The sequence below is a fragment of the Paraburkholderia yinzeri genome (genome assembly GCF_046581065.1).
Lineage (GTDB): Bacteria > Pseudomonadota > Gammaproteobacteria > Burkholderiales > Burkholderiaceae > Paraburkholderia.
In genome coordinates, this window is sequence record NZ_JBFOCJ010000001.1 from 614,538 (window position 1) to 639,803 (window position 25,266).

A 25,266-nucleotide genomic window follows, 5' to 3' on the forward strand; every position below is an offset into this window, starting at 1 on the left:
CTGACAGGCGCCCGTTGAGGCGCCGCCGTTTCATCCTTTCGCACACGCCCCCGGCGCCGACCATGGAATACAGTCCGCCGCCCCTGTTCAAGCAAGGCCCTTCGGCACTCGCACGACTGATCTTTTTCGTCGTGCTGTCGCTCGCCCTGCTGTTCTCCGACGCCCGCTTCAAGACACTGGAAATCGTGCGAGGCGTGCTGGGAGCAGGCCTCTATCCGCTGCAGCGCGCGGCCCTCGTGCCGCGCGATCTGTTTATGGGCGCCGCCGACCTCGCGGTCACGAGCGCCTCGCTGCGCGCCGACAACGCGAAGCTGCATACGCGCAATCTGCAGCTCTCGCAGCAAGCCAACGAAGCCGCGTCGCTCGCCGCCGAAAACACCCACCTGCGCGCGCTGCTGCAGCTCTCGCAGCGCATCGGCGCGCAGACCACGCCCGCCGAGATCCAGTACGACACGCGCGATCCGTTCACGCAGAAGGTGGTGATCGGCGGCGGCTCGCAACAGGGCATCCAGAACGGCGCGCCGGTGGTAAGCGAGGATGGCGTGGTGGGCCAGGTGACGCGCGTGTTCCCGATGCAGTCGGAAGTCACGCTGCTCACCGACAAGGATCAGGCGGTGCCGGTGGAGATCGTCCGCACGGGCCTGCGCAGCGTGATCTACGGCACGCCGCAGGGTGCGCTGCTCGATTTGCGCTTCGTGCCGATCAGCGCGGACGTGCAGGCCGGCGACGAACTCGTGACGAGCGGCCTCGACGGCATCTATCCGCAGGGGCTGCCGGTGGCGAAGGTGCTGCGCGTGGACAAGCAGGCCGACACGGCGTTCGCGCGCGTGGTCTGCGTACCGGTCGCCGCCGTGCGCGGCGCGCGCGAGGTGCTGGTGCTGCATTACACGCCGCAGGTGCCGCCGAATCCGGTGGAAGCGGCGGAGGCTGCCGAGGCCGCTTCCGAAGCCGCGGCCAAAGACGCGAAAAAGAAGAAGCCGGCCAAGGGCGAGGACAAGAAGGCCGACGACAAGTCGAAGGCCGCCGCGGCTAAACCGGTTGTGAATGCCCCCACGAACGCACACGCAAGCGCACATACCGGTGCGCCCGCGAAGCCTCAAGCGCAGAGGGGCCACTGATGCCGCGTCCGCAATACATCCTCCAGCCGGTCAACCCGTACTTCATCGCGTTCAGCCTGGCCGCCGCGTTCCTGCTGAACCTGCTGCCGTGGGGCAAGCTGCCGGGCGTGCCCGATTTCGTCGCGCTCGTGCTGCTGTTCTGGAATATCCACCAGCCTCGCAAGGTGGGCATGGGCCTCGCGTTCTGCCTCGGCCTGCTGATGGACGTGCATAACGCGAGCCTGCTCGGCGAGCACGCGCTCGCCTACACCCTGCTCTCGTACGGCGCGATCACGATCCACCGGCGCGTGCTGTGGATGTCGATCGGCGTGCAGATGTTCGCCGTGATGCCCATGCTGGTCGGCGCGCAGTTCGTGCCGTTCGTGATCCGGCTGCTGATGGGCGCCGCGTTCCCAGGCTGGGACTATCTCGTGAGCGGTTTCGTCGCCGCCGTGCTCTGGCCCGTGACGAGCCTCCTGCTGCTGCTGCCGCAGCGCCGCCCCGTCGATCCCGACGACACGCGGCCCATCTGAGCGGCGCGCGAGCCCAGCAGGAAGACGCTTGATAACCTCTTACTTCCCCCGGTCCGCTGAACCGCATTCGCGGGCCGTCATCGCATGACCGAATTCAAGGACACCCAGCAGCAGATCTCGAAATTCCGCCTGCGCGTCGCGGCGGCGGGGCTGTTCGTGTTCGTCTGCTTCGGGCTGATCGCCTTCCGCTTCCTGTACCTGCAGGTGTGGAACCACAGCAAGTACTCGCTGCAGGCCGACGAGAACCGCATTTCGGTCGCGCCCATCGTGCCCAACCGCGGCATCATCACCGACCGCAATGGCGTCGTGCTGGCGAAGAACTACTCGGCCTATACGCTCGAAGTCACGCCCTCGAAGCTGACCGACACGCTCGACAACACGATCGACCAGCTTTCGACGGTGATCCCCATCGACCAGCGCGATCGCCGCCGCTTCAAGAAGCTGCTCGAGGATTCGAAGAACTTCGAGAGCCTGCCGATCCGCACGCGTCTCACCGACGACGAAGTCGCGCGCTTCACGGCGCAGCGCTACCGCTTCCCCGGCGTGGAAGTGCGCGCGCGGCTGTTCCGCTCCTATCCGCTCGGGCCGACAGCCGCGCACGTGATCGGCTATATCGGCCGCATTTCGCAGCGCGACCAGGAAAAGATCGACGCGATGAGCGACCAGAACGACAGCGATCAGGAGCACTACGATCCGCGTCTGGACGCCAACAACTACAAGGGCACCGACTACATCGGCAAGATCGGCGTCGAGCAGAGCTACGAAACCGAGCTGCACGGCCTCACCGGCTTCGAGGAAGTGGAAGTGACGGCGGGCGGGCGGCCGGTGCGCACGCTCTCGCGCACCCAGGCCACGCCCGGCAACAATCTCGTGCTCTCGATCGACATCGGCCTGCAGGAAGTGGCCGAGCAGGCGTTCGCGGGCAAGCGCGGCGCGCTCGTCGCAATCGAGCCCGCGACGGGCGACGTCCTCGCATTCGTTTCCGCGCCGAGCTTCGACCCGAATTCGTTCGTGGACGGCATCGACCAGCAGACCTGGGACCAGCTCAACAACTCGCCCGACCACCCGCTTCTGAACCGGCCGCTGCACGGCACGTATCCGCCGGGCTCGACCTACAAGCCGTTCATGGCGCTCGCCGCGCTCACGCTGCACAAGCGCACGCCGCAATGGGGCTTCTCGGACCCCGGCTACTACATGTTCGGCGGCCACCGCTTCAACAACGACGTGCGTAGCGGCCAGGGCTGGGTCGACATGAACCGCGCGATCATGGTGTCGAACGACACCTACTTCTTCATGCTCGCGCACGACCTGGGCGTGGACAACATCGCGAACTTCATGAAGCCGCTCGGCTTCGGCCAGATCACCGGCATCGACATCGCGGGCGAGGCGCGCGGCATCCTGCCCTCCACCGAATGGAAGCGCAAGGCCTACCGCAAGCCCGAGCAGCAGAAGTGGTACGAGGGCGAGACGATCAGCCTCGGCATCGGCCAGGGCTACAACTCGTTCACGATCCTGCAGCTCGCGCACGCCACGGCCACGCTCGCCGACAACGGCATCCTCATGAAGCCTCACCTCGTGAAGGAAATCGAAAATCCGATCACGCACGAGGAGCGCCTTACCGTGCCGCATGAAAGCGGCCGCCTGAACGTCTCGCAGGCCGACATCGACGTCGTGAAGCGCGGCATGGAAGGCGTGACGATGAACCCGTCGGGCACTGCGTACCAGATCTTCGCCAACGCGCCCTATACCTCGGCGGGCAAGACCGGCACGGCCCAGGTGTTCTCGCTGCAGGGCGGCAAGTACCAGGCGCACGCGCTCGCCGAAAATCTGCGCGACCATGCGCTCTTCATCGCCTTCGCGCCGGCCGACAAGCCGCAGATCGCCGTCGCGCTGATCGTCGAAAACGGCGGCTGGGGCGCCCAGGCCGCCGGTCCGATCGCGCGCCGCGTGCTCGACTACTATCTCGTCGACCGGCTGAAGCCCGGCGCGCTGCAAACCGAAGTGGCCGCCGCGAAGGCAGCGGCACAGAACGCCTCGTCGCCCGTGATCGGCGCGCCCGAACCGGCTTCGGACGCGCAGCCGGTCGAGGTCGCCACCGGCTTCGCGGCGTTGCCCATTCCCGGCGCGGCTTCGGCTGCCGCCGCGGCTTCTGCGGCATCCGACTCTGCGGCGCCGGCGGGCACGGCTTCAGGCACGGCTTCAAGCGCGGCGTCGGCCGCCAGCGCCTCCCCCACCGCCGCGCGCGCAGCGGTCCCGGGAACCGCCAGCGGTGCCGACGCGGCCTCCGCTACCCGCCACAACACCCCGCATCGCCCGCGCCGTCCGGCGAGCGCGCCCGATGCAACGCTCGCCGCGCCGCCGCGCGACGACGACGCCCAGCCGGCACCGCCGAAGGCCGCCACCGGCGGCATCGACGAGTAAGGAGTACGCCATGCCCTTTCTTCAGTTCGACAAGATCGACAAGCGCGCGGTACTCGACACGATCCGCAAGATGTTCATCGGCTTCGACGGGCCGCTCGCCCTCACGGTGTTCCTGCTGATGTGCGTGGGCATCGTGACGCTCTATAGCGCGACCCTCGACATGCCGGGTCGCGTCGAAGACCAGTTGCGCAACATCATGCTGACCTTCGTGCTCATGTGGGCGCTCGCGAACGTGCCGCCCACCACGCTGATGCGCTTCGCGGTGCCGGTCTATACGTTCGGAATTGCGCTATTGATAGCGGTTGCGCTCTTCGGGCTCACGCGCAAGGGCGCGAAACGCTGGATCAACGTGGGCGTCGTCATCCAGCCCTCGGAGATCCTCAAGATCGCCACGCCGCTCATGCTCGCCTGGTACTACCAGCGGCGCGAAGGCGTGATGCGCTGGTACGACTTCGTCGTCGGCTTTGTCATCCTGCTCGTGCCGGTGGGCCTGATCGCCAAGCAGCCCGATCTCGGCACCGCAGTGCTCGTGTTCGCGGCGGGCCTCTTCGTGATCTATTTCGCGGGGCTCTCGTTCAAGCTGATCGTGCCCGTGCTGGTGGCATGCGTGATCGCGGTGGCGTCGATCGCGGCGTTCCAGGACAAGATCTGCCAGCCTCAGGTGAACTGGCCGCTGATGCACGACTACCAGAAGCACCGCATCTGCACGCTGCTCGACCCCACCTCCGATCCGCTCGGCAAGGGCTTCCACACGATCCAGGCCGTGATCGCGATCGGTTCGGGCGGCCCGCTCGGCAAGGGCTGGCTCAAGGGCACGCAGTCGCACCTCGAGTTCATCCCCGAAAAGCACACCGACTTCATCTTCGCCGTGTTCTCGGAGGAATTCGGCATGACCGGCGGCCTCGTGCTGCTTACGCTCTACATGTGTCTGATCGCGCGCGGGCTCTATATCGCCGCGAACGGCGCGACGCTGTTCGGGCGATTACTGGCCGGCTCGCTGACCATGGCCTTTTTCACCTACGCGTTCGTCAACATCGGGATGGTGAGCGGCATCCTGCCCGTGGTGGGCGTGCCGCTGCCGTTCATGAGCTACGGCGGCACCGCGCTCACGACGCTCGGCGTCGCGATCGGGCTCATCATGAGCGTCGGCCGTCAGAAGCGATTGATGCAGAGCTGAGCTTCGTACAACGAGGTGCGGCGCACGCCCTGCACGCTCAGGTTCGCGCTGCGCCGCTCCCTTACTGCGGCGCCGACTTCGCCAACTCCGCGCTTAGCTGCCGGTACTTGAGCAGCGCCACCTGGTCGCCCTGCGCTGCCGCAGCCGCGTAGTACGCGCGAGCGATATTGATGTTCTTCGGCACGCCGTCGCCGCCGCGTTCGTAGAACGAGCCGGTCACGTACTGCGCCGTCATGTCGCCACCCTCGGCGGCCTTCTTGTACCAGTAGAACGCCTGACGGTTATCGCGCGCGGTGCCGCGCCCGTCGAGGTACTGGTTCGCCAGCGCCAGCTCGGCCTGGATATGCCCCTGCTTCGCCGCCTTCAGGAACCACTGGTGCGCCTCGGTGGGATTCTTCTCCACGAAGTCGCCATCGTCGTACATCTTTCCGTAGACGTACTGCGCGTGCGACATGTTCGCGTCGGCGGCCTTGCGCAACCACTTGCGGCCCTCGCCGATGTCGGTCGCACCGCCCTCGCCGTTGAGCAGCATCATCGCGTAGTCGAATTCCGCGAGCCGGTTGCCGCGAGCCGCCGCCGCGCTGAACTCGTTGCGCGCGACGGTCAGGTTGCCCGCGTTGTAATCGGCGACGCCGGAGGCGGTCTGCGGATCGGCGTCCGCGCGCGACACCTTCTGGTCTGCGGTTCCAGCCGAACTTGCCGCGGCGTTCGTCGTCGTGGTTGCACTCGTAGCCGAGCTCGCGGCCGCGAAGCACGCCGCCGCAGCCGTCGCGGCAAAACAGCCCGCCAGCGCGCGAGCAAATACCGTCATTGCCCTGCGCTTCACGATCTCGCCTCCTGCAGCGCCTGGCGCGTTGCCCGCACGAGCCAGATCACGTCGGCGGCAAGCGCGATGAAGCTGAAACCCATCTCTCGATACTGCTTCGCCTGCGCCGAGTCCATGGCGAAGATGCCCGCCGACACGCCCGCGCCGCGAGCCGCCGCGATGATGCGCACCATCGCGGCCTGCACGTCCGGATGCTTCGAGTCGCCCAGATGGCCGAGGCTCGCGGCCAGGTCGGCGGGGCCCACGAACAGGCAATCCACGCCCGGCACCGCGGCGATCTGCTCGACCTCGGCAAGCGCCGACGCCGACTCGATCTGCACGATCGTCGCGATCTGCCCGTTCGCGCCGTGCAGATAATCGCGCCGCATGCCGTAGGCGGCGGCGCGCACCACGCCCGCCACGCCGCGGCGCCCTTCGGGGGTCTGTTCGCCCGGATACTGCGTGTAGCTCACGGCACGCGCCGCTTCCTCGGCGGACCCGATGTTGGGAAACATCACCGTGCGTGCGCCCGCGTCGAGCACACGCTTGACGAGCCAGCCTTCGCTGGTCGGCAGGCGCACGACGGGCTCCGTCGGCAGATGCGCCGCCGCGATCGCGCGGAGCTGCGCGACGGTGTCGGCGCTATCGTTCGGCGCATGCTCCATGTCGATCAGCAGCCAGTCGAAACCGGCGTGCGCGAGCGCCTCCGCGGCGGTCTCGCTGCCCATCGACAGCCACAGGCCGTAAAGCGGCCCCGCTTCCTTGAGGCGTTCCTTGAGGGGATTGGTGAAGGTGCTCATCGCCGTGCTCCCGGCGAGCCCGTCCGGCCCACGCGGCGCGCGCCTCTGGGCGCCCGGCGGCGGTGTGACCGGCATGTCTCGCTCCGTTATGTAGTCTGGCTGCGCGCGTGGATGCGCGGCCTTGCCGCAAGGATCATACCGCGACAATAAATCGGACCGCCGGGCGGAAAACCCGGCCCGGGCGCCTGCGTGCGTGAAAGCGAAGGAGAAGTGCGCCCGCTTTCGGACCCGGGCAGATCCGCCAAGCGGGCGAGGCGCGTGAGCCTCAGTCGCGGACGACTTCGGCCCAGCAGTTCGGCGTTTCGTAGAGTCGCACCTTGTGCAACTGCAGATTGACCCCGTAATGGGCGTCGTAGACGTTCGCGAGAATTTCGAACGCGATGGCCGCGAGGTTCTCGACGGTCGGGATACGGTCGATCACGACCGTCTTGTGGCCCGGCATCGATTCGAGAAAGCCGCGCACCTGCGTGTCGCCTTCGTAGACGATGAACGCGTGATCCCACAGATCGACGAGATGCTGGTTCGCGAGCGCCTTCACGTCCGCGAAGTCCATCACCATGCCACGGTCGGGCGCACCTTCGGTCTCGACGGTGTCGCCCTGCAGCGTGACTTCCAGCACGTAGCGATGGCCGTGCAGGTTGCGGCACTGGCTGCGATGGTCGGGAATGCGGTGGCCCGCGTCGAATTCGAGTTTTCGGGTGATCGTCAGCACGGCGGCTCTAACGCTAAAAAGCGGGAAAATTCAGGGAATGTTCAGGTACTTGTGGGTTTGCATCGAGAGGCGCCACTGCGGATGACGCTTGCACCAGTCGATGGCGAGCTTCGTGTTCAGGTCACGCGACGGACCATCCATCGGCTGGACGAGAAAATACTCGAAATCGAGCTTCGCGTAGTCGGCGAGGCGCTGGTTGTCCTGCGGCACCACGACCTTCAGCTCGTTGCCCTTCGTGACGACGAGCGGCGCGTCGGCCTTCGGGCTCACGCAGATCCAGTCGATCGTTTCCAGGACCGGCAGCGAGCCGTTCGTTTCGATGGCGATCGTAAAGCCGGCCGCGTGCAGCGCGTCGACGAACGGCGGATCGATCTGCAGCATCGGCTCGCCGCCCGTGCACACCACGAAACGGTTGCCCTCGCCCTCGGGCCACAGCGACGCGATCTTCGCGACGAGCTCCTCGGGCGTGCGGTACTTGCCGCCGTTCTCGCCGTCGGTGCCGACGAAATCGGTATCGCAGAAGCGGCACACGGCCGAAGCGCGATCCTCTTCCCGGCCCGTCCACAGGTTGCAGCCGGCAAACCGGCAAAACACGGCCGGACGCCCGGCGTTCGCGCCCTCGCCCTGCAACGTGTAGAAAATTTCCTTTACCGAGTAAGTCATGCTGCTGCCTGATCTGGTCCTGATCGTCTGGTCCTGGTTAGCCCGGGTCGTGCCCGCACGCAAAAATTAGGCACCCGGCGGGTCTGCCGCGCGCGAGTCAGCGGTGCTCGTGCAGTGCCGCGGCCAGTCCGCGCCTCAAACCGGCGCTTCGATGACCTTCTCGCCCGCGAGAAACGCTTCGTAGCCGCGCTTGCGCAACTTGCAAGCCGGGCACTCGCCGCAGCCGAAGCCCCACTCGTGCAATTCGGCGCGCTCGCCCACGTAGCAGGTGTGCGTCTCGACGCGCACCAGTTCGACCAGTTCGTCGCCGCCCAGTTGCTGCGCGAGGCGCCACGTGTCGGCCTTGTCGAGCCACATGAGCGGCGTTTCCAGCACGAAGCGGCTGTCCATGCCGAGGTTCAGCACGACCTGCAGCGCCTTCATGGTGTCGTCGCGGCAGTCGGGGTAGCCCGAGAAGTCGGTTTCGCACATGCCGCCCACGAGGACCTTCAACCCGCGCCGGTAGGCAATCGCCGCGGCGATCTGCATGAACATCAGGTTACGGCCCGGCACGAATGTATTCGGCAGCCCGCTCGCGGCGGTTTCGATTTCGATCTCGCGCGTCATGGCGGTGTCGCTGATCGCGCCGAGCACCGAGAGGTCGATCATGTGATCGTCGCCGAGGCGCTCGCCCCACTCGGGAAAACCGTTCGCGATGGCGGCGCGAAAGCCCTCACGGCACTCCAGTTCGACGCGGTGGCGCTGGCCGTAATCGAAGCCGAGCGTCTCGACGGTATCGTAACGATCGAGCGCCCACGCGAGGCATGTGGCCGAGTCCTGGCCGCCGGAAAACAGCACGAGTGCGCCGTTTTTAGCGTCTGTTCGAGTCACCGTGAAACTCCGTATGTGAGGTTCCCGTGCGGCTTCGCGAAGGCCGCTCAACGGCACCTCCGGCTGCGCAGGACCGGCGCGTTGCCGGCAACGGCAGTATAGGCTGCGGGCCTCGCGCGGGTGATCGGCGCACGCTTATACCGCTGATCGTCGCGCTGCTGCTGGTGCACCGACGACCCAACATCGATCCAACACCCACTGAACAACGAAAAAGCCCCAGGAATCGTGCGATCTCCTGGGGCTCAAATTCTGGTGGCCTGGGGCGGAATCGAACCACCGACACGCGGATTTTCAATCCAGCCACCAACCGAAGAACTACGCCCCACAAAATCAAGAAAAACCGTTATAAATCAACACAGTATCCACGTAAATTCATTTTTATCCACCTGTCAGATTGCCTAAAAAACAAGCAATCCAACGGGGTTTTGCGGGTATTTTCGGGGTTCAAAGGGAGCCAAGAGGGAGCCAAAAACCGGGTATGATTCCCGCACACCTCGACCTCCTGGAACCCGACGATGAGCACGCCCACCGCGCCCAGCATCGACAAAATCCCGTTCAACGACAAGACGCTGCTGCAGATCGCTCGCCTGCCCTTCGAGCAACGCCCGATCGGCGTGTCACCCACCGGCACCGTGCTCACCGCACCGCCGCCCGCCGGCGCCACCGACTACTTCGTGCGCGACGCCAACATGAAAGGCTTTTCGCTGCGCATCACCGCGAAGAGCCGAGCATTTTACGCTGAACGCAAACTCGCCGGGAAACCTTGTCGTTTCCCGTGCGGTGATTTCCCCGCCACCGGGCTGAAAGCGGCGCAGGCAAAGGCCACCATCGCCCTGGCGCAGATGGCCCAAGGCATCGACCCGAACCACACCGTCAAGGACAACCGCAAGGCGACGGCGGCCCGCTACGAGCGCGACAAACTCACGTTTGGCTACGTCGTCGCACGTGACGCCGAACGTCAGAAACCCACCGACGCGTCGGGTACCGCGAAAGATCGCCGCGAGGTCGCGCAATGGGTCGGCAAAACCAAAGTCTGGAACATGCCGGTCCACGACGTGACCGTGGACGACATGAAAGCGATGATGGACCAGTTGACCACGACCATCAGCGGCACGACCGCGCTCAAATGCTGGCGCTACACGCGGGCGGCCTGGTCGCGCATGGCATCGACCGAAGAACCACCGACAAATCCGTTCGACGAATACCTCAAAACGTACCGCTTGCCGCAGGTCACGCGCCGCACCACCTCGCTCGACACCGATGGCGAGCAGGACAAGCAATGGTTGCGCGCGATCGCCGACATGCGTACGAACCCGATCGGCAAACGGCCCTGGACGCGCCGTATCATGGCCGACTACATCCTGCTGTCGCTGGCCTTCGGCGCGCGCAAGAGTGAATCCGCCACGCTCAAATGGAGCGACGTGGATTTCGAGCGCAAGTTCGTACAGTTCCGGGACACCAAAAACGGCTCATCGCACTGCTTCCCGCTCACTGATTTTTGCGCGCAACTGCTGCGTGAGTTGAAAGCGCACAACGAAACGCCCCGCGGCCGGGACGTGAAGCGCGCCAAGCGCGGCGAAACGATCGAGTACCCCGAATGGGTGTTCCCGTCGGAGCGGCGCGGCCTGCACCTCACCGAACCGCGCAACGTGCTGCTGATCGGGGACGGGAAATCGGGCCTGAAAATCCGTATGCACGACCTGCGGCGAAGTTTCGCGGGCAGCGTCGCCGAAACGGTCATGAAGGACGGAACGCAATCGTTCGGCCTGGTCAAGATCGCCATGAACCACGCGGACCAAAAGTCAGACGTGACGCAGACGTACATCGGCATCAAGCCCAAACTCAACATGCTCCGGCCGGTGTACCTCGCGCACGAGCGCCGTATTTTCGAGGCGGCTGGGATGATGAAACCGATCCAGCCGGCCGACGCCGACGCCCTGCTCGACGCGCTGAAAGCCCAGGCCGCGAACAACCCGGCCGTGCTCGACCAGTTGCGCACGCTGCTGCAAGCCGCCGGGTGAGCAAACAATAGCCTTGTAGGGCGTAGGGGCTTTCCCGTCTCGTTCCGACGTTGCCCCGCCCTTCCCCGCAAATCCCCGCGCGCTTTCCAAAAACGGGGCCATATCTATAAAAAAAGCGTTGCGAGGCAAGTACCCAGGCGGGTACATTCCATTCACCGCGACGCCACCAGCGACGCCGCGGGGCTGGCAGAGCAGCGCCAGCGCGCCGTGAGGCGCACCCACGCGACTCGGATTTGGGCGAACGCAAGCCCAGCAGCCGGCGGCCTGTGCACGGGCCGGCGGTCGTAACAGCAGCACCTCCAGTTGGTCGGGAGGCAGAAGCACCACCTTAAACCGTGGTGTCCCTTTGCCTTTCAAGAACCAACTCTCTGGAGAGTGCTATGCAATACCGTAACGCCCACGACGCCGCCCACGAAAAAGCCTGCAAGGGGCTGCTGGACGAGTGTTTTCCGCTGCCCGTCGTCTACCCGCTGATCACCAACTTCCTGCCGATCGAGGCCATCCTTTGGATCGCCCTGCCGCATCCCTTGCGCAGGGCGGTCGTCCGAGCCCTCATGCAGTTCGACGAAAGCCTGCTCGTGGCGCGCGAGGGCACGATCGCCTACGGCCTGCTGACGCTTGCAACGCCGAACCTTGACGAGGCCGAACGCCGCACCCTGTACCTGCACCGTTCCAAGCGTTGCGCCAAGAACCGCCGCGACTTGGTGGCAACGCTGGCTCGTACCGAGCACCGCGCGCAGAAGGCCATCGACCACGTCACCGCCTTATTGGCAGCGGCCGGCCAGCCCTTGACCGACGAAACCCCGGCGTACACCGGCTTTCAGTTCATGCGGGTGGCGGTTGCCATGAAAGCGCGTGACGATTTCGACGTGTTCCCGATGTTGAGCGCGATCCTGAACAGCATGGGCTTGCCCGACGACAGCATCCAAGGCGAGACGATCGACGCCAAGGCCGTGGCCTTTGGCGATCAGATCGGGATCAACTATCACGTTGACAGCCCGTCCTACGCCGCGTCGGCCGGCGCCACCTTGCACTGATACGTTTGTATGTTTGTTTGATACCACCCATCACACCATTTAGGAGTGCTACACATGAGCATCGACCACCACACCGAACAAGCCCTCAACGCGCTGGTCGCGCTGGGCCGCAAGGCCGCGATCCGTGCGCTCAAGGCCGAACGCGCGCACAACGAGGCACAAGACGACTGGCTCAACGAGTGGATCGACGAGCACGCCGACGACCCGGACGACGAAGACGAGCGCGACGACCTCTGGTTCGACGCGCAGCAGGACGACGACTACGAGCCCTTTCTCGCAAGCCTGCGCGCAGAACTCGCCGAGGACTACGACATCACGCCCGAAGCGTTGGAAAACGCGCTCGAACTGATGAACAACAGCCACGGCGCGGACATGCTGAACGAACGGCTCGACGCGACGTACCCGCCGGAGACCGTGGACGCTGCAGCCCTGCCCGCCGCCATTGAAACGGTCGCCGGACTCCACCCGGCCAAGTTGTTCACCGCCCTGCAAGCGGGCGACTTCTACAACGAGCAAGACCACGTTGACGCTGCGGACTTGGAGCACTTCGCGAACCACTACGGCATCAGCCCCGAGGCGATGGTCGCAGCGGGCCTCGTCGTGGCGGCCAACGCGCTCGGCAAGGTGATGAAGCGCCACCGCGAGCGCATCGCCGAAGGTTCGACGGCCAGCGCCGCCACGAACTGATCAAGCCACCACCTACCAGGAGCCTGCCATGACCAAAAACACCACCCGCCCCGCGTTCGCATGGTTGCCCGCCGAAGCGCGCGCCGCGCTCTGGCCGCTGGCAGAGGCCAGTGAAGCAGCCGGCATCACGTAGTAGGGGATGACCCGACGCCAGCAGGCCGGCGTCAGCGGAGTGACCAGGGCGGCGATAGCCGCCCGTTTTTGGGTTCCGCGAGCGTCAGGAGCGCCGACCGAAAGCAAAACGACAGTTTCGACACAGGTAAAAACAGGTAGTTTTTTGGCTTACCCGTGAGCGCCAAGCCTTATGGGGAAAGGGTTTGCGGGGGGCGACACAGGTAAAACAGGTAAATCCGGCGGTACCGCGCAGAAGAGCTAGAGCGTTTTCAAAAACAAAAACGGAGAGCAGCAGGGACGGTGCAGTTTTTCATTTTTAAAACGGAGTCGAGCGGTTGTGAGGTCGGTTCGACGTTTTACCTGTTTTACTTGTGTTGGAGAGCATGAAATCTGGCTAAAAGCCTTGCCCCATAAGGGTTTGAGCCGACACAGGTAAAACACAGGTAAGTCGTTGGAGCCCCGCTGGGCGGGGCTCGCCGACACGGGTAAGACACGGGTAAGCGGGCGGTGAGGCCGATCCGCCTCCGGCCCGATCGCTGGAGACGGTGGACGGCGAGCAGGACGCAGCAAGCGGTACGCGGAAAAACGTAATCAGGATGTTGACACGGAACCGTGGGGCAGTATGGTACGTAGGCAGGGGCGCAGAACGTCGCGCCCCGACCAACGTTCACCATCGGGCCTGCCGAGCGCAGGCCATGACCGAAGCCCCCGGCCTAAACCAGCCTGGGGCTTTTTTGTTTCACCACGAGGAGAAGGGCATGACCATCGAAGCCGGAAACCGCTACGACGCCGCCATTTGCGTCCGACTGACCAGCCAGGCGCGCGACGAACTGGCACGGGTGGCCGCAAGCCGCGGCATGAAGCCGATGGAGATGGTACGGGCCGCGGTCATGGACATCGTGCGCAACCCGGGCGCCTTTCCGAACATCGGCCTGCCGGTCCGCGAGAAATCCATCGCCTGAAAAAGAAAAGACCAGTGCTGGCAGGCGCTGGTCCGATGTTTGAACGCTGCACCCTCTAAAGCGCCGGTTCACGTTGTACCGTAGGTTGAACCGGCTCCGTCGTCAAGTTTCAAGGAGCCCTCTATGCCTTCGCTCGCTCGTACCCGTCCGACGTTCCTGTTGAAGCCCTGCCCGGAGGGTACGGCCACGGTGTTCGACTTCAAGGCGCACCGCGCCGCAGCCCTCGCGCCGACGCTCGACGATGGCCCCGTGCGGTTCGGCGACGACGACGAGAGCGGCATCGCGCTCGCCGACCTGCCGCACGACGACCTGCCGGAGTCGGACGTGGACGACGACACGGACGACAGCGACGGCAACGACGAGCCGACCGGCGGCGCGTTCCAGGGCCACGGCACCGTGCCGATCGAAACCGGCCGTCCCGAGGAAGAGGACCGCAAATCGCAGGTCAAGGCGTTGCGTCAGCAGCTCAAAATCCTGACCGCCGAGGCCAAGGCCGCCGCGACGAAGGCCAAGAGCGCGCTGAATGCCAAGACGAAGGCCGAGGACAAAGTGGCCGAACGCGAAGCGGTGGCGGCCACCTTGACCGGCACGGCGCAGGTCCGCGAGCAGGCGAAGATCGCCACGGCCCGCCTCGCCGTTGAGCGCGCAACGGCCGAAGCCGAGCGCCTGGCCGCCGACGCCGAGGTCGCGGAAACCGCCCGGGCCGACGCCGACGAAGCGCTGCACGCGCTCGAAACGCTCGCCGACACGCCGGACGACGTGACGCCGGAGGTGAAGTACCTGAACCACTGCATCGCCGATCGCACGTACCGCCCCGGTGGCCGGTCGCTCGACAACGCGCAGCACACCGACGACGTGTTCTACAAATACGACGGCACGTACTGGGTGCCGCAGACGGACGAGGACAACGAGCACCGCGCGGCCTCGTTCACGCTTCAACACACCGCCGATAAGGCGACCAGCCGCCTTGTGTTCAGCATGTTGACGTTCGCGCTCATGATCCTGCGCAAGGAGCACGCGAAGCCGGCACCGGGCAAGGGCAAAATCTACATCCAGTTGAAAAACGCGGTGCTCGAAATCGTCAAGTCCACCGACGGCACGGTGTCGATCCTCGCGCACAAGCCGGCGCCGCACTTCGGCACCACCGCCTGCATCCAGGCGTCGATCGACTGGAAGCGCAGCGTCGGCCCGCTCGACAGCAAGGGCTCGGGCGTCTACACCACGACGCCGCTGGGCAAGGCCAGCCTGTTCGGCGAGTTCATCCTGTCGGCGTGCCACGACGACCCGGGCATGGTGCACTACGTGGCCGAGGCGATGGGCTCGACCGTCACGGGCGACAAGACCTGGCGCAAGGCCATCCTGCTGGTCGGCCCGAAGGGCTCCGGCAAGTCCACGTTTCAATCGCTGCTCACGCGCGTGTTTCACCCGGCATGGGCCGCGGTCGAGCCGGAGAAGTGGGCCGAGAACTTCGCGATGGAGTCGATGGTCGGCAAGACCCTGTACATCGCGTCCGAAACCGAAAACTTCCCGGCCAAGGAGTTCAAAGCGGTGGTCGCGTCGGACATGATCAACGTGACGCGCAAGGGCAAGCCGTCGATCAACATGATCCCGCGTGGCCGTCTGATCATCGCGACCAACGAACCGCCGCGCTACCGCGACGATCCCAGCGGTGCGATCGCCGACCGGTTGTGCTGCATCCCCTGGGACGTGCAGGCCGAGACGAAGCCGGGCGGCATCAACACGGATCTGGTCGAGCAGATCGTGAGCAACCCGGCCGAACTGCTCCAGATGGTCGATTTCGTGATCGACGGCGCCGTGCGCCTCGTGCAGCGCGGGCGGTTCATGCCCGACGCCGAAGCACCGGCCCCGGTGCGGATGTTGAAGGCCCGCGTGATTGCGTCGAACAACCCGGTGTCGTCGTTCGTCGATGCGTTCGACGTGAAAGCCGCCGACGCCGACCAGCACACGCCCAAGTTCGAGGTGTACCCGCTGTATGTGAAGCACTGCCAGGCCACCGGCGTCAAGGAGCAATACCGGCTGAACGAGGTGCACTTCTGGCGGAACATGTACGCCTTTTTCGGCACCACGTGGCCCCGCCACCAGCGCGGCGGCATCGACTACGTGCCGCTGCTCGTGAAAGGCATCGTGCCGGTGTGAGCCGGTCGCCGAACGTCCGCCCCGGTGCCAGCCTCACGGCTGGTTTTCCGGTACCGGCGCCGGCCTGGCGCCATCACCTGGAGTCCACCATGACCGATCAAAACCTTGCCCCGTTCACCGGCGCTGACATGCGCGAGCGCTTCGTGCGGTATTTCAACGTGCGGACCGAGCCGACGGTCTGGACCGGCAAAGCGTCGATCCACGGCCTGTACGCCGACTACTGCGCGCGCTCGAACGTCGAGCCCGAGCCCGAGGCCGTGTTTTTCGCGGGCGTGGCCGCGATGCTCGACGACCCGTGGGCGTGCGACCGGCACAACGGCGTCGTGCACCTGACCGTGGACGGCCTGGAACCGCTGCGCCCGTTCGACGGCATCGGGCCGTACGAAGCACCGGCGTTCGCCGTGCTGCCGAGCGGCACACGGCCCCGGTTCGCGCGCTAAAAAATGTCATCAGAACGTTGACAAGCGTTCGAGCTGGAGTTTTATTGAGTACACCAGCGCAACGCACCGCGCCCACCGTTCGCCCCAGTTCTCGCTGGGGCGTTTTCGTTTACGGCCCCGGAGAACTCCCGATGAACCTGATCAACACCGCGTTTCCGGGCACACGCCAACTCACCACGAGGCACCCGGGCGCCGTCAAAACCTTCGGCGCGGGCTGGTGCGTCGGCGAGGAACTGTCGCACGCCATCAACTCCGCTCACACGCTGGCCGTGAACGTATCCGACCTTGACGCACCGCTGATCCATCGGCTCGACGGTCAAACGTGGGTCGCCGTGCCCAACGACGCGTGGTTCGGCCTGATCCAGGAAGCCGCTGCCGTCGTGGTCGGTGCTCCGTTGCCGATCGACGAGGCGCGCGTCGTGTTGAGCCGTCTGCTGCGGCGTGCGACGCCCGAGCGCGCGGCCCACCGCTTGTACCGTTTCCCTGCCGGCGACCTCGTGTTTTTCACCGACAACGCGACCCTGCGTGCGTTTCGCTCGAACGGCACGGCCCGTCAGGACGGGATCGACTTCGACTGGTCCGACGTGAACGCGAACGCCGGGAACGTGTACCAGACGCACGGTGCGCCGCTGACGCATCCGGTTTTTCGAGCGGTCAACGACGTGCGCGTGATCGAAGCATGCCGGCAATGCTTCTCCGCCTCATCGTTTCTTGACCCGATCCTGATTGCTGGCGAGGCCAAGGTGTTGCGCGACACGGCCGAGGCGGCGATCGAGGAGGCCCCGATCGCCGCGCCCGCACGGCGCCGGTTGTAATCGCTCCGGCGTCAACGTCCGCCCCGGTGCCCGCCTCACGTGCGGGATGAGGCGGTACCAGGCCATCCGGGCCTGTTCACCACGGAGCACACCACCATGACCACCGCCCTCGACCAATGCATCGGCTTTTCGGACACGATGAACTACGACACCACGCCGCCGGCTTCGTCGGCCCCGGTGTTCCGGTACTCGACCCAGCCCAGTCAACTCGTGCGGTTCGTGGACGACATCGTGCGCCGTTGCGCCGTCCTGCCGGACCTCGCCACGCTGCGCGCTCGCGCGGTCGAATGGCTGGCCGGCGACGAGCCCGACCTGTCGGCCGAGGCCGCGGATCTTAAGGCGAAGACGCTCGCGGCCTACGGCCACTCGTTCGCGAAGACCTACGAAGGTTTCACGCACGGCGCCCCGTTCTGATCGCCCCGGCGCACCGTTCGCCCCGTGGCGCCTGCGGCGGGTTCGGCCGTACCGGCGCCATCCCGGCGCCGGGCCAGGCTGTAACCGCCGCAGGCGCCACGGGCGTCAGCGGATCGGCCAAGGGCGGCGATAGCCGCCCCGTCTTTTCCCTGGCAGGACGAACAAAGGCCGGTCCACATCGACCGGCCTTTGCCACCAGGGCACACATGCACATCGGCGGACACCACGCCGCCGACAAGCCCAAGGTAACAGCCCCACCGAAAAACACAACATCGCGAAAGACCACATCAACGGCCCGTGCGGTTCTCCCACGACCGGCCGCGTTCGCCCCTTGTTCGTTGAAAAGCCGCCGGTATCGCCAACCGGCCGACGCATAAGCCATCCCGCCACGGGCAGGGCAAGGGTTCGCTGCGCGCCCGCCGGCACCCGGTCCTGCTGCGCAGGCTGCGGCTTTGGCGTGCCCCTGGCCCTTGTGTCGGGACGGCTTCGTTATGCGCCGGGCGATACCGACAGCAGACCTTCACCGAACAAGGAGCACCACCATGAACGCGACCGGCCAGAACCACACGAACAGCAACAGCAACCCCATCCAAGGCGGGCTCCTCCAACCGCAGGCAGGGGAAACGACCTACCACGCACAACCCTACAACCTCGACGCACGCGGGTTCTACTTCACGAGCATGGAGGACTACACCGCGAAGGCCGAGGCCAACACGGACCGCTGGGGCGCTCCGGTCGAAGAGTACGAGCTGCAGTTCATCGACGGCACGGACGCGGAGGCCGAACTGTTCGCAGCGCTGGGCATCAACCAGGCCAACCTTGAGGCGTGGTTCGACGACGTGGTGGACCTCGACGAGCGCGAGCAGGCGGCGCTGTCGTACATCGTGGGCGACCTGGGCTATTCGCTGGCCGACGCCCTCGACAAGATCGACGACGTGAACCTCTACGCCGGTTCGCTGGTGGAGGCGGCCACCGAGTTGTTCGACGAACTGTACCTGCACGACATCCCGCAGGCCGTCCGGTATTACGTGGATTACGAGGCGTTCGCAAGGGATCAACGCCTGGCCGGGGCCATGACCGAAACCGAGTTCGCCGGCACGACCTACACCGTCACGAACGCCGACGCGCTGTAAGCGTCCACCGGGGCGCACCGCGCCCCATCCACCACCGGCCGCGAACTTTTCCCAGGCGCGGCCATCAACCAGGGAGTAAACTAGCCCCATGAACGCGATCCTTTCACCCATCGAATCAGAGTTCGCCACGGCCGATGAGGCCGAAGCGTACGACCGCTGGCTTCGTGCGGAAGTCCAGGCGTCGCTCGACGATCCGGCCCCAAATGTCCCGCACGACGAGGTGATGGGCGACGTGCGGGCCATGCTGGCCGAACGCAAGGCCCGCAAGAATGCTGCCCGTTGAGTGGCGGCCCCGGGCGCGGTTCAGGTTATACAAAATCCTCGCGGACATCGCTGAACTGAACGTTTTCGCGGCCGACGACCTGGCGAACGACATCGAGCAGGCCACCTCGAACCTCCCCGCGCACCCCTACCTGTACCGCTTGGGTCGTGTCGCCGGAACCCGGGAAATCGTGGTCCATCCGAACTACATCGTGATCTACCGGGTTCAGCCCGCGCACATCGAAATCGTGAACGTCGTGCACGCCCGGCAGCAATACCCGTGATTTGATGCTTGATTTGAGCGTTTGTTTGTATGTATCAACAAACAAACGCACCAACAGAAAAGCCCCTGTTTCAGGGGCTTTTTTACGTTCACCACCGACGCTCACTTGTCGGCGTTCCCGACGTGCAGCGCTTTGCCCTCGGCCAGCAACTGATCGAGCATAGCATCGGCCAGGGCCACCAGCACGACCGTCGCCGGCCCGCTGGTGTACTTGTCCAGTTTGTCGCGCAGCGCGTGCGGGATTCGCACTTGCGTCGCCGCGGCATCGCGCCCGCCGATCGTGGCCTTGCACGTCACCACCTTGTCGCCGGTCGCCCGGTCGGCGGTGCGCAGGTTGAAGTACGGCCGCTCCGTCGGTTCGGCAGCAGGCGCAAAGGCCACACTGACTTGCGCCGCGGCGGCCATCAGGTTCTGTTCCGGCTTGCCGGCCAGGCGGGCGAGAGAGTTACGGTTTTCCATGTGAGTCTCCGAAGGTAGAAAGGGTTAGGCGGCGGCCAGATCGACCAAGGCGTGAACAACGTTCTCGAACTCGGCGCGGGCTTCTTTCAAGCCACGAATGCCGGACTTGTCCGCGCCGTAGAGCGTGAGCCCGCGGGCCACGGTCGCCTGGTAGGCCGCTTTGCGCTTTTTGATGTACGGCTTGCCTACGAAACCAGTGAGGAAGGCCACGTCGCTCGCATGGCTCGTTTCCACGCGATTCGGCAGCATCATCACGCGCTGGCCCTTGCTGCGCAGATCGGCCTCGCCGCGGATCGTGCTGGCCGCATCGAAAAACGACGGAAGCACCGGCATCAGGATCACTTGCCCTTTCAAGGTCGATCCGGCCAGGCCAGGCGCGTGGTCATACACCACCACGTCGTACGAACTCGCGCGAGCGTCCGACGCGGCCACGTCGAACGGCAGCGCATGGCCCAGTTGCCGGGCTTGCGCTTCCCACGTGCGGGCGCTTTGCTGCGCGTCCGCATCGACGAGCAGCACGCGCCGGCTCGTGTCTTCAGCAGCGAAGAACGAGGCCAGCGTCAGCGCGATCGTCGATTTCCCGCAGCCCCCTTTGGGGCTCCATACGGAACATGAAAACAACATAATCTGTACTCCTCTAGAACGAGTGGACGGATGGACGTTCGTTGGTTCGTTTGTATGTCTGTTGGTGTGTTTGTTTGATACAAACAAACTTCTCGTACAACCCGGCACCTGTCAACGGGTACGGTTCGAGTACCGTACCTAAAGCCGCGCGCCGGTGCCGGTCGGCACCGGAACGTCCTGCAAACAAACACACAAACGCACCACCACGGCCGCACCACGGCGCGGCCCTGCTGCCGGTTCCCGCGCTGATGCCTGGTCGCATCGTCCCGCCCGTTGTGCGCTCAAAGCCGCCGTTTCCCGACGCATAGCCCATCCGCTCGTCACCACCAGGGCACGCTCCGCTTTCATCGGCACCCGGTCCCTACGGGCTGCGGCTTTCTCTGAACCCTGGCAGTGCCGATTGTTCTGGCCTGTTCATGCGTCACGGCAGGCTCCGAAGCGCACAACCAACGAACGGGAGGGCAAACGATGACCAGGCACCAGCAACCGGCAGGCAGCAAAGCAACGTCGCGCGGTTCCTCGCCCCCACGGCCCACCAAAGCGCAGCACGTGAGAACTTGAGTTTTTCGTAGAACCTGATGTACTCCAGGTACCGCGTTAGTGCTAACGGCACTGCACACCGCACATTGAACGGAGAGGAACATGGCACGGATCGAGGGACGTTTGAAACTGCTGGGCGAGGGGCGCGTTGATCAATACGGCTGGACGATCCGTTCCGTTGCGGAGATCGGCGACCACGAAATCCGAAACCTTCGGGTGTCGCCGCGGCTTGGTAGTTATTTGAACGTGGGCGAGCCCGTCGCGCTCGGCGTGCAGCGCATCCTGGGCGCCACCACGGTGTACGCCGTCGCGAGCCCGGACGGGCGCGTGCGCCACGGTGCCATCGGTGGCCTGCTGTTTCTGCTGATGTTGTACGTCCTCGCGGGCCTGTTCTGCTGGCACGAAATCACGAACCACGGATCGGCGCTCTACGGTGCGGCGATCGCGGTGTTGGCCTGGATGGCCCTTGGTCCGCTCAACGCGATACGGCTGTGCGTCGCGTTCGACCCGATGAAAACCTGATCGCACACATCACCGCGTCCCATCGCAAGGCGGCCCCGGCCGCTTTTTTTGCGCCCATCGTGGGCGCTTTTTTTCGCGGCACGCCTCGTACCGGCATTGACTGAAGGGTTTTCTGGAGCGACCTTGGTGTTAGTGCTAACGGCATAGCCGTTGCGCTTTCTGCTCTTTAACAACCTGCTCGAGGCCATTCCATGCGCCGCTTTTTCAAGACCCTCGCGGGGCCGCTTGCCCTGTTCGCGTTGCTGTTCAGCGGCAACGCGCACGCAGCGGACATCTTCACGCCGCCCTCGACCGACTGGATCATGGTCCACGTCATGCCGTTGCTTGGCGCTGGCTCGGACGCATCGGCCAGCCCGTTCAGCCCGCTGTTTGAGATTTTCAACAGCGCCATGCTCTCGCTCGGCGGACTGATCGCGGCGTACGTGATGATCGCTGGTACGGCAGCCACGGCTCACGACGGCGAAATGCTGGGCAAGCAATGGTCGAGCATGTGGATGCCGGTCCGCACGATGCTGGGGCTCGCGTTCGTCCTGCCGGTGAAGGGCGGATTTTGCGTGATCCAACTGATCGTGCTTTGGCTCGCGACGAACGGCATCGGTTTGGCGGACAGCGTGTGGAGCACGTACCTGTCGAACTGGACGCAGCAAACGGCGACGTACACGAGCCCGGTGCTCGACGTGAAAGCGCGGGCACTGTTCGAGAGCCTGGTGTTGAGCAACGTGTGCTACGAGAGCGTGCGCGGCACGTACGCCAGCGAGTCGGCGGACGACCAGGCCACGGTCAACCAGTTGAACAACGGGCAGGACATTTCGTCGTCGGTCGGCGCAACGTGGTTCAGCGACCTCGACCCCAACGGTGCGGGAACGGTCGGCTACAACTTCGGGCGGACCGGTGACGGTTCGACGTACGCCGCGTGCGGCACCGTGACCGCCACACTGAAAGGCACCACGGCCAGCACGTCGAACACCAACGGCGCCGGGCTGCAGACCGCCACGGCCTGGCTCAACGCGGCCCCCGCGACGAGCGCGATCGAGTCGGCGCACGTCGATGCGCTGAAAACGATGCAGAACGCTGCAGACAACCTCGCCAAGCAGATGGTGGGTACCGCGGGCAACGGCGCGCTCGCACCGGCCACGGTCAACGCGGCGATCGACGCCGCTGTAAAAGCCTACGAGACCACGGTGAGCGCCAAGGCCAACGCGGCGTTCGCCGCCGCGATGGGCAACGGCCAACTGGCGTCCAGTCTCGGCGCAGATGGGTTCGTGGTCTCGGGAGCCGAGTACGCGGCCTTGGGTCGCATGAAATCGGACGTGAACGCGTCGGTCTCGAACGTGCCGACGGCCGTGGACGGGATGACCGCCGGCAAGGTGGGCCTGATGGGCCTTTTCGACAACCAGACCGACTCGGACGTGAAGCACGCGCAATCGCTGCTCGACGCGGCGAACACCCAGGCCGCGGCCAAGCATGGCGGCGGTGGTGGCGAGGACAAGTTCTCGAAGATCATCAACGTGTTCGCCGGCCAAGGCTTCACCGCCGTGACCGATCCGAACGAAGACCCGATGATGCGCGCGTACGACGTGGGGCAGGGGCTGATCACGACGGTGCAGAGCGCTGGCGTCGCCGCCGCGGGCGTCATGGGGCTGGCCGCCATTCCGGCCGCCGGCCAGGTTGTGGTCGCCGCATCGGCGCTGTTCGGCGGTCTGTTCACGTTCATCGCGTCGTGCCTGCTCGTCCCCGCGTTCATGCTCTGCTTCGTGTTGCCGATGATGCCGTTCTTCGCTGTGGCCCTGGCCGCCTTTGGCTGGCTCGTCATGCTGTTCGAGAGTCTGGTGGCCGCGCCGCTTTGGATGATCACGTTCCTGTCGCCGAACCACGGCACGGATGGCGTCGGCTCGCAAAAGCAAGGGCTGATGATGCTGTTGAGCCTCACCCTGCGGCCGGCCTTGATGACCTTGGGCGTGTGCGGCGCTTACATCCTCATGCAGCCGATCGGGCTGTTCGCCAACACCATGTTCGGCGTGGCTTGGGGCGCGACGGGCGGCGGCGGTGGCCTGTTTGAACTCGTGCGCATGATCGGAGGCGCGATCCTGTTCATGATGTTCCTGTTCCAGTGTGTGCGCTTCTGCCTGAAACTCATCACGAGCGTGCCCGACAACGTTCTGGACTGGATCGGTGGCGGCCACGGCGCGGTGCTGGGCGGCCACGTTGAAGAAATGGGACGCGGTGCCAACGCCGCGAGCACGGCCGGCGCGGGTGCCGCGGGCGCGGCGCTCGGATCGGCCGCCGCAGGTGCGGCAAAGGGCGCGGATGCGTTGCGCAGCAAACTGGCCGGCATGAAGCAGGCGCGCGAACGCGAGGTCGGCGGCCAATCCGAGCGGGGCGATGGCGGTACGACGATCCCGGTCCCGAAGGGCGGTACGACGCCGCCCACCGGCGGTCGCGGCGACCTGCCCGCGGAGCCCACGACGCTGAAAGACGCCAAGGCCAGCGCAGCCGCGGGCGGTGACGCGGGCAAGCCGGCGGTGCAAGCGGGCAGCGCAGGCTCCAGCAAGGCCGAGGCGCCGGCCACGGCCAGCCCCGAACGGGCAGCGTCGGGCAGTTCGCAGGACGCGGCCACCGCAAGCCGTGCGGACCTGGCGAAAAGCCTGGCCGCGAACATGGAACGCGCAGCCGCGATCCGCGAGCGCCTGGTCGAGCCCACCGAGCACGCGGCCGAGGCTGAAAAGCAGCAGGACGGCGCAGCAGGACGGCGAGAAGGACGGTAAGAAGGAGGACAGCGGCACCGCGTGAGCGGCGGTGCGATGACCAGCACAACGGGCGGCCACAAGCCGCCCGTTTTTCGTTGTCCCAGGGATTCGCGACCTGGGCCGAAGGCAGCAGCGGGGCGCGCAAGCGCACCGGGGTGTTTCGCGTGAGCGCCCGAGAAAAACCTGAAGGCAACGGCTCGACCGATCCAGCATCGCGTGCAGAAACCCCCCTAAAACAAGGGGTAAAACGTAACGGCCCGTGCCCGTTTGACACGAGCCCTCTCTAGAGAGAGGGTGGTTTGTGGCGTTAGCACTAACGCCAAAACCAACCGGAGCACACCACATGCAACGCCTCGACCACCACCTCACCGAGCGCACCGCCAACCGCGCGTACCTCATGCAAACCGCCGTGGCCCACATCGGCGCCATCGCGTTCATCGCCAACCTCACGCTTGGCGTTCTCGAAACCCTCGACGGCCATTGGTCCGGTTTGCTGGGCCGCCTGGGCGTCGCAGCGTTCACCGCGGCGGTGTGGTTCAGCGGTTCGTTCCGCGCGAACCTCATGCGTCAACGCGCAACCGAAGGCCGCCCGATCGAACTGCTGCGCCGTCCGAGCGACTGGCTCCCGTCGCCGTTCGGGTTCGTCCGTGCGGCCATCGGCGACGAGCGCGTGCAACTGCTCCCGTCGAGCAAGACGAAATGAGGTCCGCCATGCGCATCCCCAGCCTTCCCAGCATCGCCGACCTGATCAAGCACGTGCGGCTCGGCCTGTTCATCATCATGGCCTCGATCGGCGCCTGGCAAATCGCCGACGCGCTGCGCGGACCGGCCGACCAGGCGCCGGGCCACTGGATCGCCGCCGCCGTGAGCGTCGGCGTGGCCGCGCGGTTCTACCTCGCCAAACGCTCGCAGTTCAACCTCGCAGCCGACGCGATCGAGCGCCTGGCCGCTCGCAAGACCACGAAGTGAGGC

26 protein-coding genes are annotated in these 25,266 nt (G+C 65.5%); 19 read left to right on the forward strand and 7 right to left on the reverse strand.

Annotated features, from left to right (window positions below; translation table 11 throughout):
• Window positions 1–62 precede the first annotated feature (62 nt).
• From mreC to rodA, 4 genes are all read left to right on the forward strand, one after another.
• On the forward strand, window positions 63–1,118 hold the full coding sequence (mreC, locus tag WJ542_RS02950; protein ID WP_411187702.1) for a rod shape-determining protein MreC: 1,056 nt from the start codon (window positions 63–65) through the stop codon (window positions 1,116–1,118).
• Window positions 1,118–1,630, forward strand: a complete 513-nt coding sequence (mreD, locus tag WJ542_RS02955; protein WP_411187704.1) for a rod shape-determining protein MreD — start codon at window positions 1,118–1,120, stop codon at window positions 1,628–1,630. Before mreC ends, mreD begins: the two co-directional genes overlap by 1 nt.
• 84 nt (window positions 1,631–1,714) lie before the next feature.
• Window positions 1,715–4,051, forward strand: coding sequence for a penicillin-binding protein 2 (gene mrdA / locus WJ542_RS02960; protein ID WP_411187706.1), 2,337 nt, complete (start codon window positions 1,715–1,717; stop codon window positions 4,049–4,051).
• Between the two features lie 10 nt (window positions 4,052–4,061).
• Window positions 4,062–5,228 carry a rod shape-determining protein RodA gene (gene rodA / locus WJ542_RS02965; RefSeq protein ID WP_411187708.1) on the forward strand — a complete coding sequence of 389 codons (1,167 nt, stop codon included), beginning with the start codon at window positions 4,062–4,064 and terminating at the stop codon, window positions 5,226–5,228.
• A gap of 61 nt (window positions 5,229–5,289) precedes the next feature.
• Here the strand turns inward: rodA and WJ542_RS02970 are convergent, their stop codons facing one another.
• From WJ542_RS02970 to queC, 5 genes are all read right to left on the reverse strand, one after another.
• Window positions 5,290–6,039 carry a tetratricopeptide repeat protein gene (locus tag WJ542_RS02970; protein WP_411190464.1) on the reverse strand — a complete coding sequence of 250 codons (750 nt, stop codon included), beginning with the start codon at window positions 6,037–6,039 and terminating at the stop codon, window positions 5,290–5,292.
• Window positions 6,040–6,050: 11 nt separating this feature from the next.
• Window positions 6,051–6,833: an HpcH/HpaI aldolase family protein gene (locus WJ542_RS02975; RefSeq protein WP_411187710.1), complete on the reverse strand. Its 783-nt coding sequence runs from the start codon at window positions 6,831–6,833 to the stop codon at window positions 6,051–6,053.
• 265 nt (window positions 6,834–7,098) lie between these two features.
• Window positions 7,099–7,542: a 6-carboxytetrahydropterin synthase QueD gene (queD, locus tag WJ542_RS02980; protein WP_027793218.1), complete on the reverse strand. Its 444-nt coding sequence runs from the start codon at window positions 7,540–7,542 to the stop codon at window positions 7,099–7,101.
• A 33-nt stretch (window positions 7,543–7,575) separates the two neighbouring features.
• Window positions 7,576–8,208 carry a 7-carboxy-7-deazaguanine synthase gene (gene queE, locus WJ542_RS02985; protein ID WP_411187712.1) on the reverse strand — a complete coding sequence of 211 codons (633 nt, stop codon included), beginning with the start codon at window positions 8,206–8,208 and terminating at the stop codon, window positions 7,576–7,578.
• 135 nt (window positions 8,209–8,343) lie between these two features.
• Window positions 8,344–9,078: a 7-cyano-7-deazaguanine synthase QueC gene (gene queC / locus WJ542_RS02990; RefSeq protein ID WP_411187714.1), complete on the reverse strand. Its 735-nt coding sequence runs from the start codon at window positions 9,076–9,078 to the stop codon at window positions 8,344–8,346.
• A 515-nt stretch (window positions 9,079–9,593) separates the two neighbouring features.
• On the opposite strand from queC, the gene WJ542_RS02995 reads away from it, so the two are divergent.
• The 11 genes from WJ542_RS02995 to WJ542_RS03045 all read left to right on the forward strand — a co-directional run bounded on the left by WJ542_RS02995 (window position 9,594) and on the right by WJ542_RS03045 (window position 19,403).
• Window positions 9,594–11,099: a tyrosine-type recombinase/integrase gene (locus WJ542_RS02995; RefSeq protein WP_411187716.1), complete on the forward strand. Its 1,506-nt coding sequence runs from the start codon at window positions 9,594–9,596 to the stop codon at window positions 11,097–11,099.
• A gap of 380 nt (window positions 11,100–11,479) precedes the next feature.
• Window positions 11,480–12,136 carry a hypothetical protein gene (locus WJ542_RS03000; RefSeq protein ID WP_411187718.1) on the forward strand — a complete coding sequence of 219 codons (657 nt, stop codon included), beginning with the start codon at window positions 11,480–11,482 and terminating at the stop codon, window positions 12,134–12,136.
• A gap of 54 nt (window positions 12,137–12,190) precedes the next feature.
• A complete protein-coding gene (locus WJ542_RS03005) occupies window positions 12,191–12,823 on the forward strand; it encodes a hypothetical protein (protein WP_411187720.1) in 633 nt (210 codons plus the stop codon).
• 872 nt (window positions 12,824–13,695) lie between these two features.
• Window positions 13,696–13,899, forward strand: a complete 204-nt coding sequence (locus WJ542_RS03010; protein ID WP_411187722.1) for a hypothetical protein — start codon at window positions 13,696–13,698, stop codon at window positions 13,897–13,899.
• 123 nt (window positions 13,900–14,022) lie between these two features.
• A complete protein-coding gene (locus WJ542_RS03015; protein WP_411187724.1) occupies window positions 14,023–16,056 on the forward strand; it encodes a DUF5906 domain-containing protein in 2,034 nt (677 codons plus the stop codon).
• 89 nt (window positions 16,057–16,145) lie between these two features.
• A complete protein-coding gene (locus WJ542_RS03020) occupies window positions 16,146–16,496 on the forward strand; it encodes a hypothetical protein (protein ID WP_411187726.1) in 351 nt (116 codons plus the stop codon).
• A gap of 131 nt (window positions 16,497–16,627) precedes the next feature.
• Window positions 16,628–17,311, forward strand: a complete 684-nt coding sequence (locus WJ542_RS03025; RefSeq protein ID WP_411187728.1) for a hypothetical protein — start codon at window positions 16,628–16,630, stop codon at window positions 17,309–17,311.
• Window positions 17,312–17,407: 96 nt separating this feature from the next.
• Window positions 17,408–17,725, forward strand: coding sequence for a hypothetical protein (locus WJ542_RS03030; protein WP_150562026.1), 318 nt, complete (start codon window positions 17,408–17,410; stop codon window positions 17,723–17,725).
• 542 nt (window positions 17,726–18,267) lie between these two features.
• Entirely contained in the window at window positions 18,268–18,858 is a 591-nt protein-coding gene (locus WJ542_RS03035; RefSeq protein ID WP_411187730.1) for an antirestriction protein ArdA, read from the forward strand.
• Window positions 18,859–18,946: 88 nt separating this feature from the next.
• A complete protein-coding gene (relB, locus tag WJ542_RS03040; protein WP_411187732.1) occupies window positions 18,947–19,141 on the forward strand; it encodes a type II toxin-antitoxin system RelB family antitoxin in 195 nt (64 codons plus the stop codon).
• The gene (locus tag WJ542_RS03045) at window positions 19,128–19,403 is read left to right on the forward strand and encodes a type II toxin-antitoxin system RelE/ParE family toxin (protein ID WP_411187734.1); all 276 of its coding nucleotides are present in this window, start codon (window positions 19,128–19,130) and stop codon (window positions 19,401–19,403) included. Before relB ends, WJ542_RS03045 begins: the two co-directional genes overlap by 14 nt.
• A gap of 101 nt (window positions 19,404–19,504) precedes the next feature.
• On the opposite strand, the gene WJ542_RS03050 is transcribed toward WJ542_RS03045, so the two are convergent.
• Window positions 19,505–19,861: a hypothetical protein gene (locus WJ542_RS03050; protein ID WP_411187736.1), complete on the reverse strand. Its 357-nt coding sequence runs from the start codon at window positions 19,859–19,861 to the stop codon at window positions 19,505–19,507.
• Between the two features lie 24 nt (window positions 19,862–19,885).
• Window positions 19,886–20,485 carry a ParA family protein gene (locus WJ542_RS03055; RefSeq protein WP_411187738.1) on the reverse strand — a complete coding sequence of 200 codons (600 nt, stop codon included), beginning with the start codon at window positions 20,483–20,485 and terminating at the stop codon, window positions 19,886–19,888.
• Window positions 20,486–21,127: 642 nt separating this feature from the next.
• Between WJ542_RS03055 and WJ542_RS03060 the strand changes: the two genes are divergently transcribed.
• The 4 genes from WJ542_RS03060 to WJ542_RS03075 all read left to right on the forward strand — a co-directional run bounded on the left by WJ542_RS03060 (window position 21,128) and on the right by WJ542_RS03075 (window position 25,263).
• A complete protein-coding gene (locus WJ542_RS03060) occupies window positions 21,128–21,547 on the forward strand; it encodes a hypothetical protein (protein WP_321951571.1) in 420 nt (139 codons plus the stop codon).
• Between the two features lie 191 nt (window positions 21,548–21,738).
• Window positions 21,739–24,312: a DotA/TraY family protein gene (locus WJ542_RS03065; RefSeq protein WP_411187740.1), complete on the forward strand. Its 2,574-nt coding sequence runs from the start codon at window positions 21,739–21,741 to the stop codon at window positions 24,310–24,312.
• A gap of 325 nt (window positions 24,313–24,637) precedes the next feature.
• Window positions 24,638–24,997: a hypothetical protein gene (locus tag WJ542_RS03070; protein ID WP_321951574.1), complete on the forward strand. Its 360-nt coding sequence runs from the start codon at window positions 24,638–24,640 to the stop codon at window positions 24,995–24,997.
• 8 nt (window positions 24,998–25,005) lie between these two features.
• Complete coding sequence (locus WJ542_RS03075) at window positions 25,006–25,263, forward strand: hypothetical protein (protein WP_321951576.1); 258 nt, start codon at window positions 25,006–25,008, stop codon at window positions 25,261–25,263.
• The last annotated feature ends 3 nt before the right edge of the window (window positions 25,264–25,266 follow it).

Coding starts and splice junctions, on each gene's coding strand:
- mreC (WP_411187702.1), top strand. CDS start 63: ATGGAATACAGTCCGCCGCCCCTGTTCAAGCAAGGCCCTTCGGCACTC.
- mreD (WP_411187704.1), top strand. CDS start 1,118: ATGCCGCGTCCGCAATACATCCTCCAGCCGGTCAACCCGTACTTCATC.
- mrdA (WP_411187706.1), top strand. CDS start 1,715: ATGACCGAATTCAAGGACACCCAGCAGCAGATCTCGAAATTCCGCCTG.
- rodA (WP_411187708.1), top strand. CDS start 4,062: ATGCCCTTTCTTCAGTTCGACAAGATCGACAAGCGCGCGGTACTCGAC.
- WJ542_RS02970 (WP_411190464.1), bottom strand. CDS start 6,039: ATGACGGTATTTGCTCGCGCGCTGGCGGGCTGTTTTGCCGCGACGGCT.
- WJ542_RS02975 (WP_411187710.1), bottom strand. CDS start 6,833: ATGAGCACCTTCACCAATCCCCTCAAGGAACGCCTCAAGGAAGCGGGG.
- queE (WP_411187712.1), bottom strand. CDS start 8,208: ATGACTTACTCGGTAAAGGAAATTTTCTACACGTTGCAGGGCGAGGGC.
- WJ542_RS02995 (WP_411187716.1), top strand. CDS start 9,594: ATGAGCACGCCCACCGCGCCCAGCATCGACAAAATCCCGTTCAACGAC.
- WJ542_RS03000 (WP_411187718.1), top strand. CDS start 11,480: ATGCAATACCGTAACGCCCACGACGCCGCCCACGAAAAAGCCTGCAAG.
- WJ542_RS03005 (WP_411187720.1), top strand. CDS start 12,191: ATGAGCATCGACCACCACACCGAACAAGCCCTCAACGCGCTGGTCGCG.
- WJ542_RS03010 (WP_411187722.1), top strand. CDS start 13,696: ATGACCATCGAAGCCGGAAACCGCTACGACGCCGCCATTTGCGTCCGA.
- WJ542_RS03015 (WP_411187724.1), top strand. CDS start 14,023: ATGCCTTCGCTCGCTCGTACCCGTCCGACGTTCCTGTTGAAGCCCTGC.
- WJ542_RS03020 (WP_411187726.1), top strand. CDS start 16,146: ATGACCGATCAAAACCTTGCCCCGTTCACCGGCGCTGACATGCGCGAG.
- WJ542_RS03025 (WP_411187728.1), top strand. CDS start 16,628: ATGAACCTGATCAACACCGCGTTTCCGGGCACACGCCAACTCACCACG.
- WJ542_RS03030 (WP_150562026.1), top strand. CDS start 17,408: ATGACCACCGCCCTCGACCAATGCATCGGCTTTTCGGACACGATGAAC.
- WJ542_RS03035 (WP_411187730.1), top strand. CDS start 18,268: ATGAACGCGACCGGCCAGAACCACACGAACAGCAACAGCAACCCCATC.
- relB (WP_411187732.1), top strand. CDS start 18,947: ATGAACGCGATCCTTTCACCCATCGAATCAGAGTTCGCCACGGCCGAT.
- WJ542_RS03045 (WP_411187734.1), top strand. CDS start 19,128: ATGCTGCCCGTTGAGTGGCGGCCCCGGGCGCGGTTCAGGTTATACAAA.
- WJ542_RS03050 (WP_411187736.1), bottom strand. CDS start 19,861: ATGGAAAACCGTAACTCTCTCGCCCGCCTGGCCGGCAAGCCGGAACAG.
- WJ542_RS03055 (WP_411187738.1), bottom strand. CDS start 20,485: ATGTTGTTTTCATGTTCCGTATGGAGCCCCAAAGGGGGCTGCGGGAAA.
- WJ542_RS03060 (WP_321951571.1), top strand. CDS start 21,128: ATGGCACGGATCGAGGGACGTTTGAAACTGCTGGGCGAGGGGCGCGTT.
- WJ542_RS03065 (WP_411187740.1), top strand. CDS start 21,739: ATGCGCCGCTTTTTCAAGACCCTCGCGGGGCCGCTTGCCCTGTTCGCG.
- WJ542_RS03070 (WP_321951574.1), top strand. CDS start 24,638: ATGCAACGCCTCGACCACCACCTCACCGAGCGCACCGCCAACCGCGCG.
- WJ542_RS03075 (WP_321951576.1), top strand. CDS start 25,006: ATGCGCATCCCCAGCCTTCCCAGCATCGCCGACCTGATCAAGCACGTG.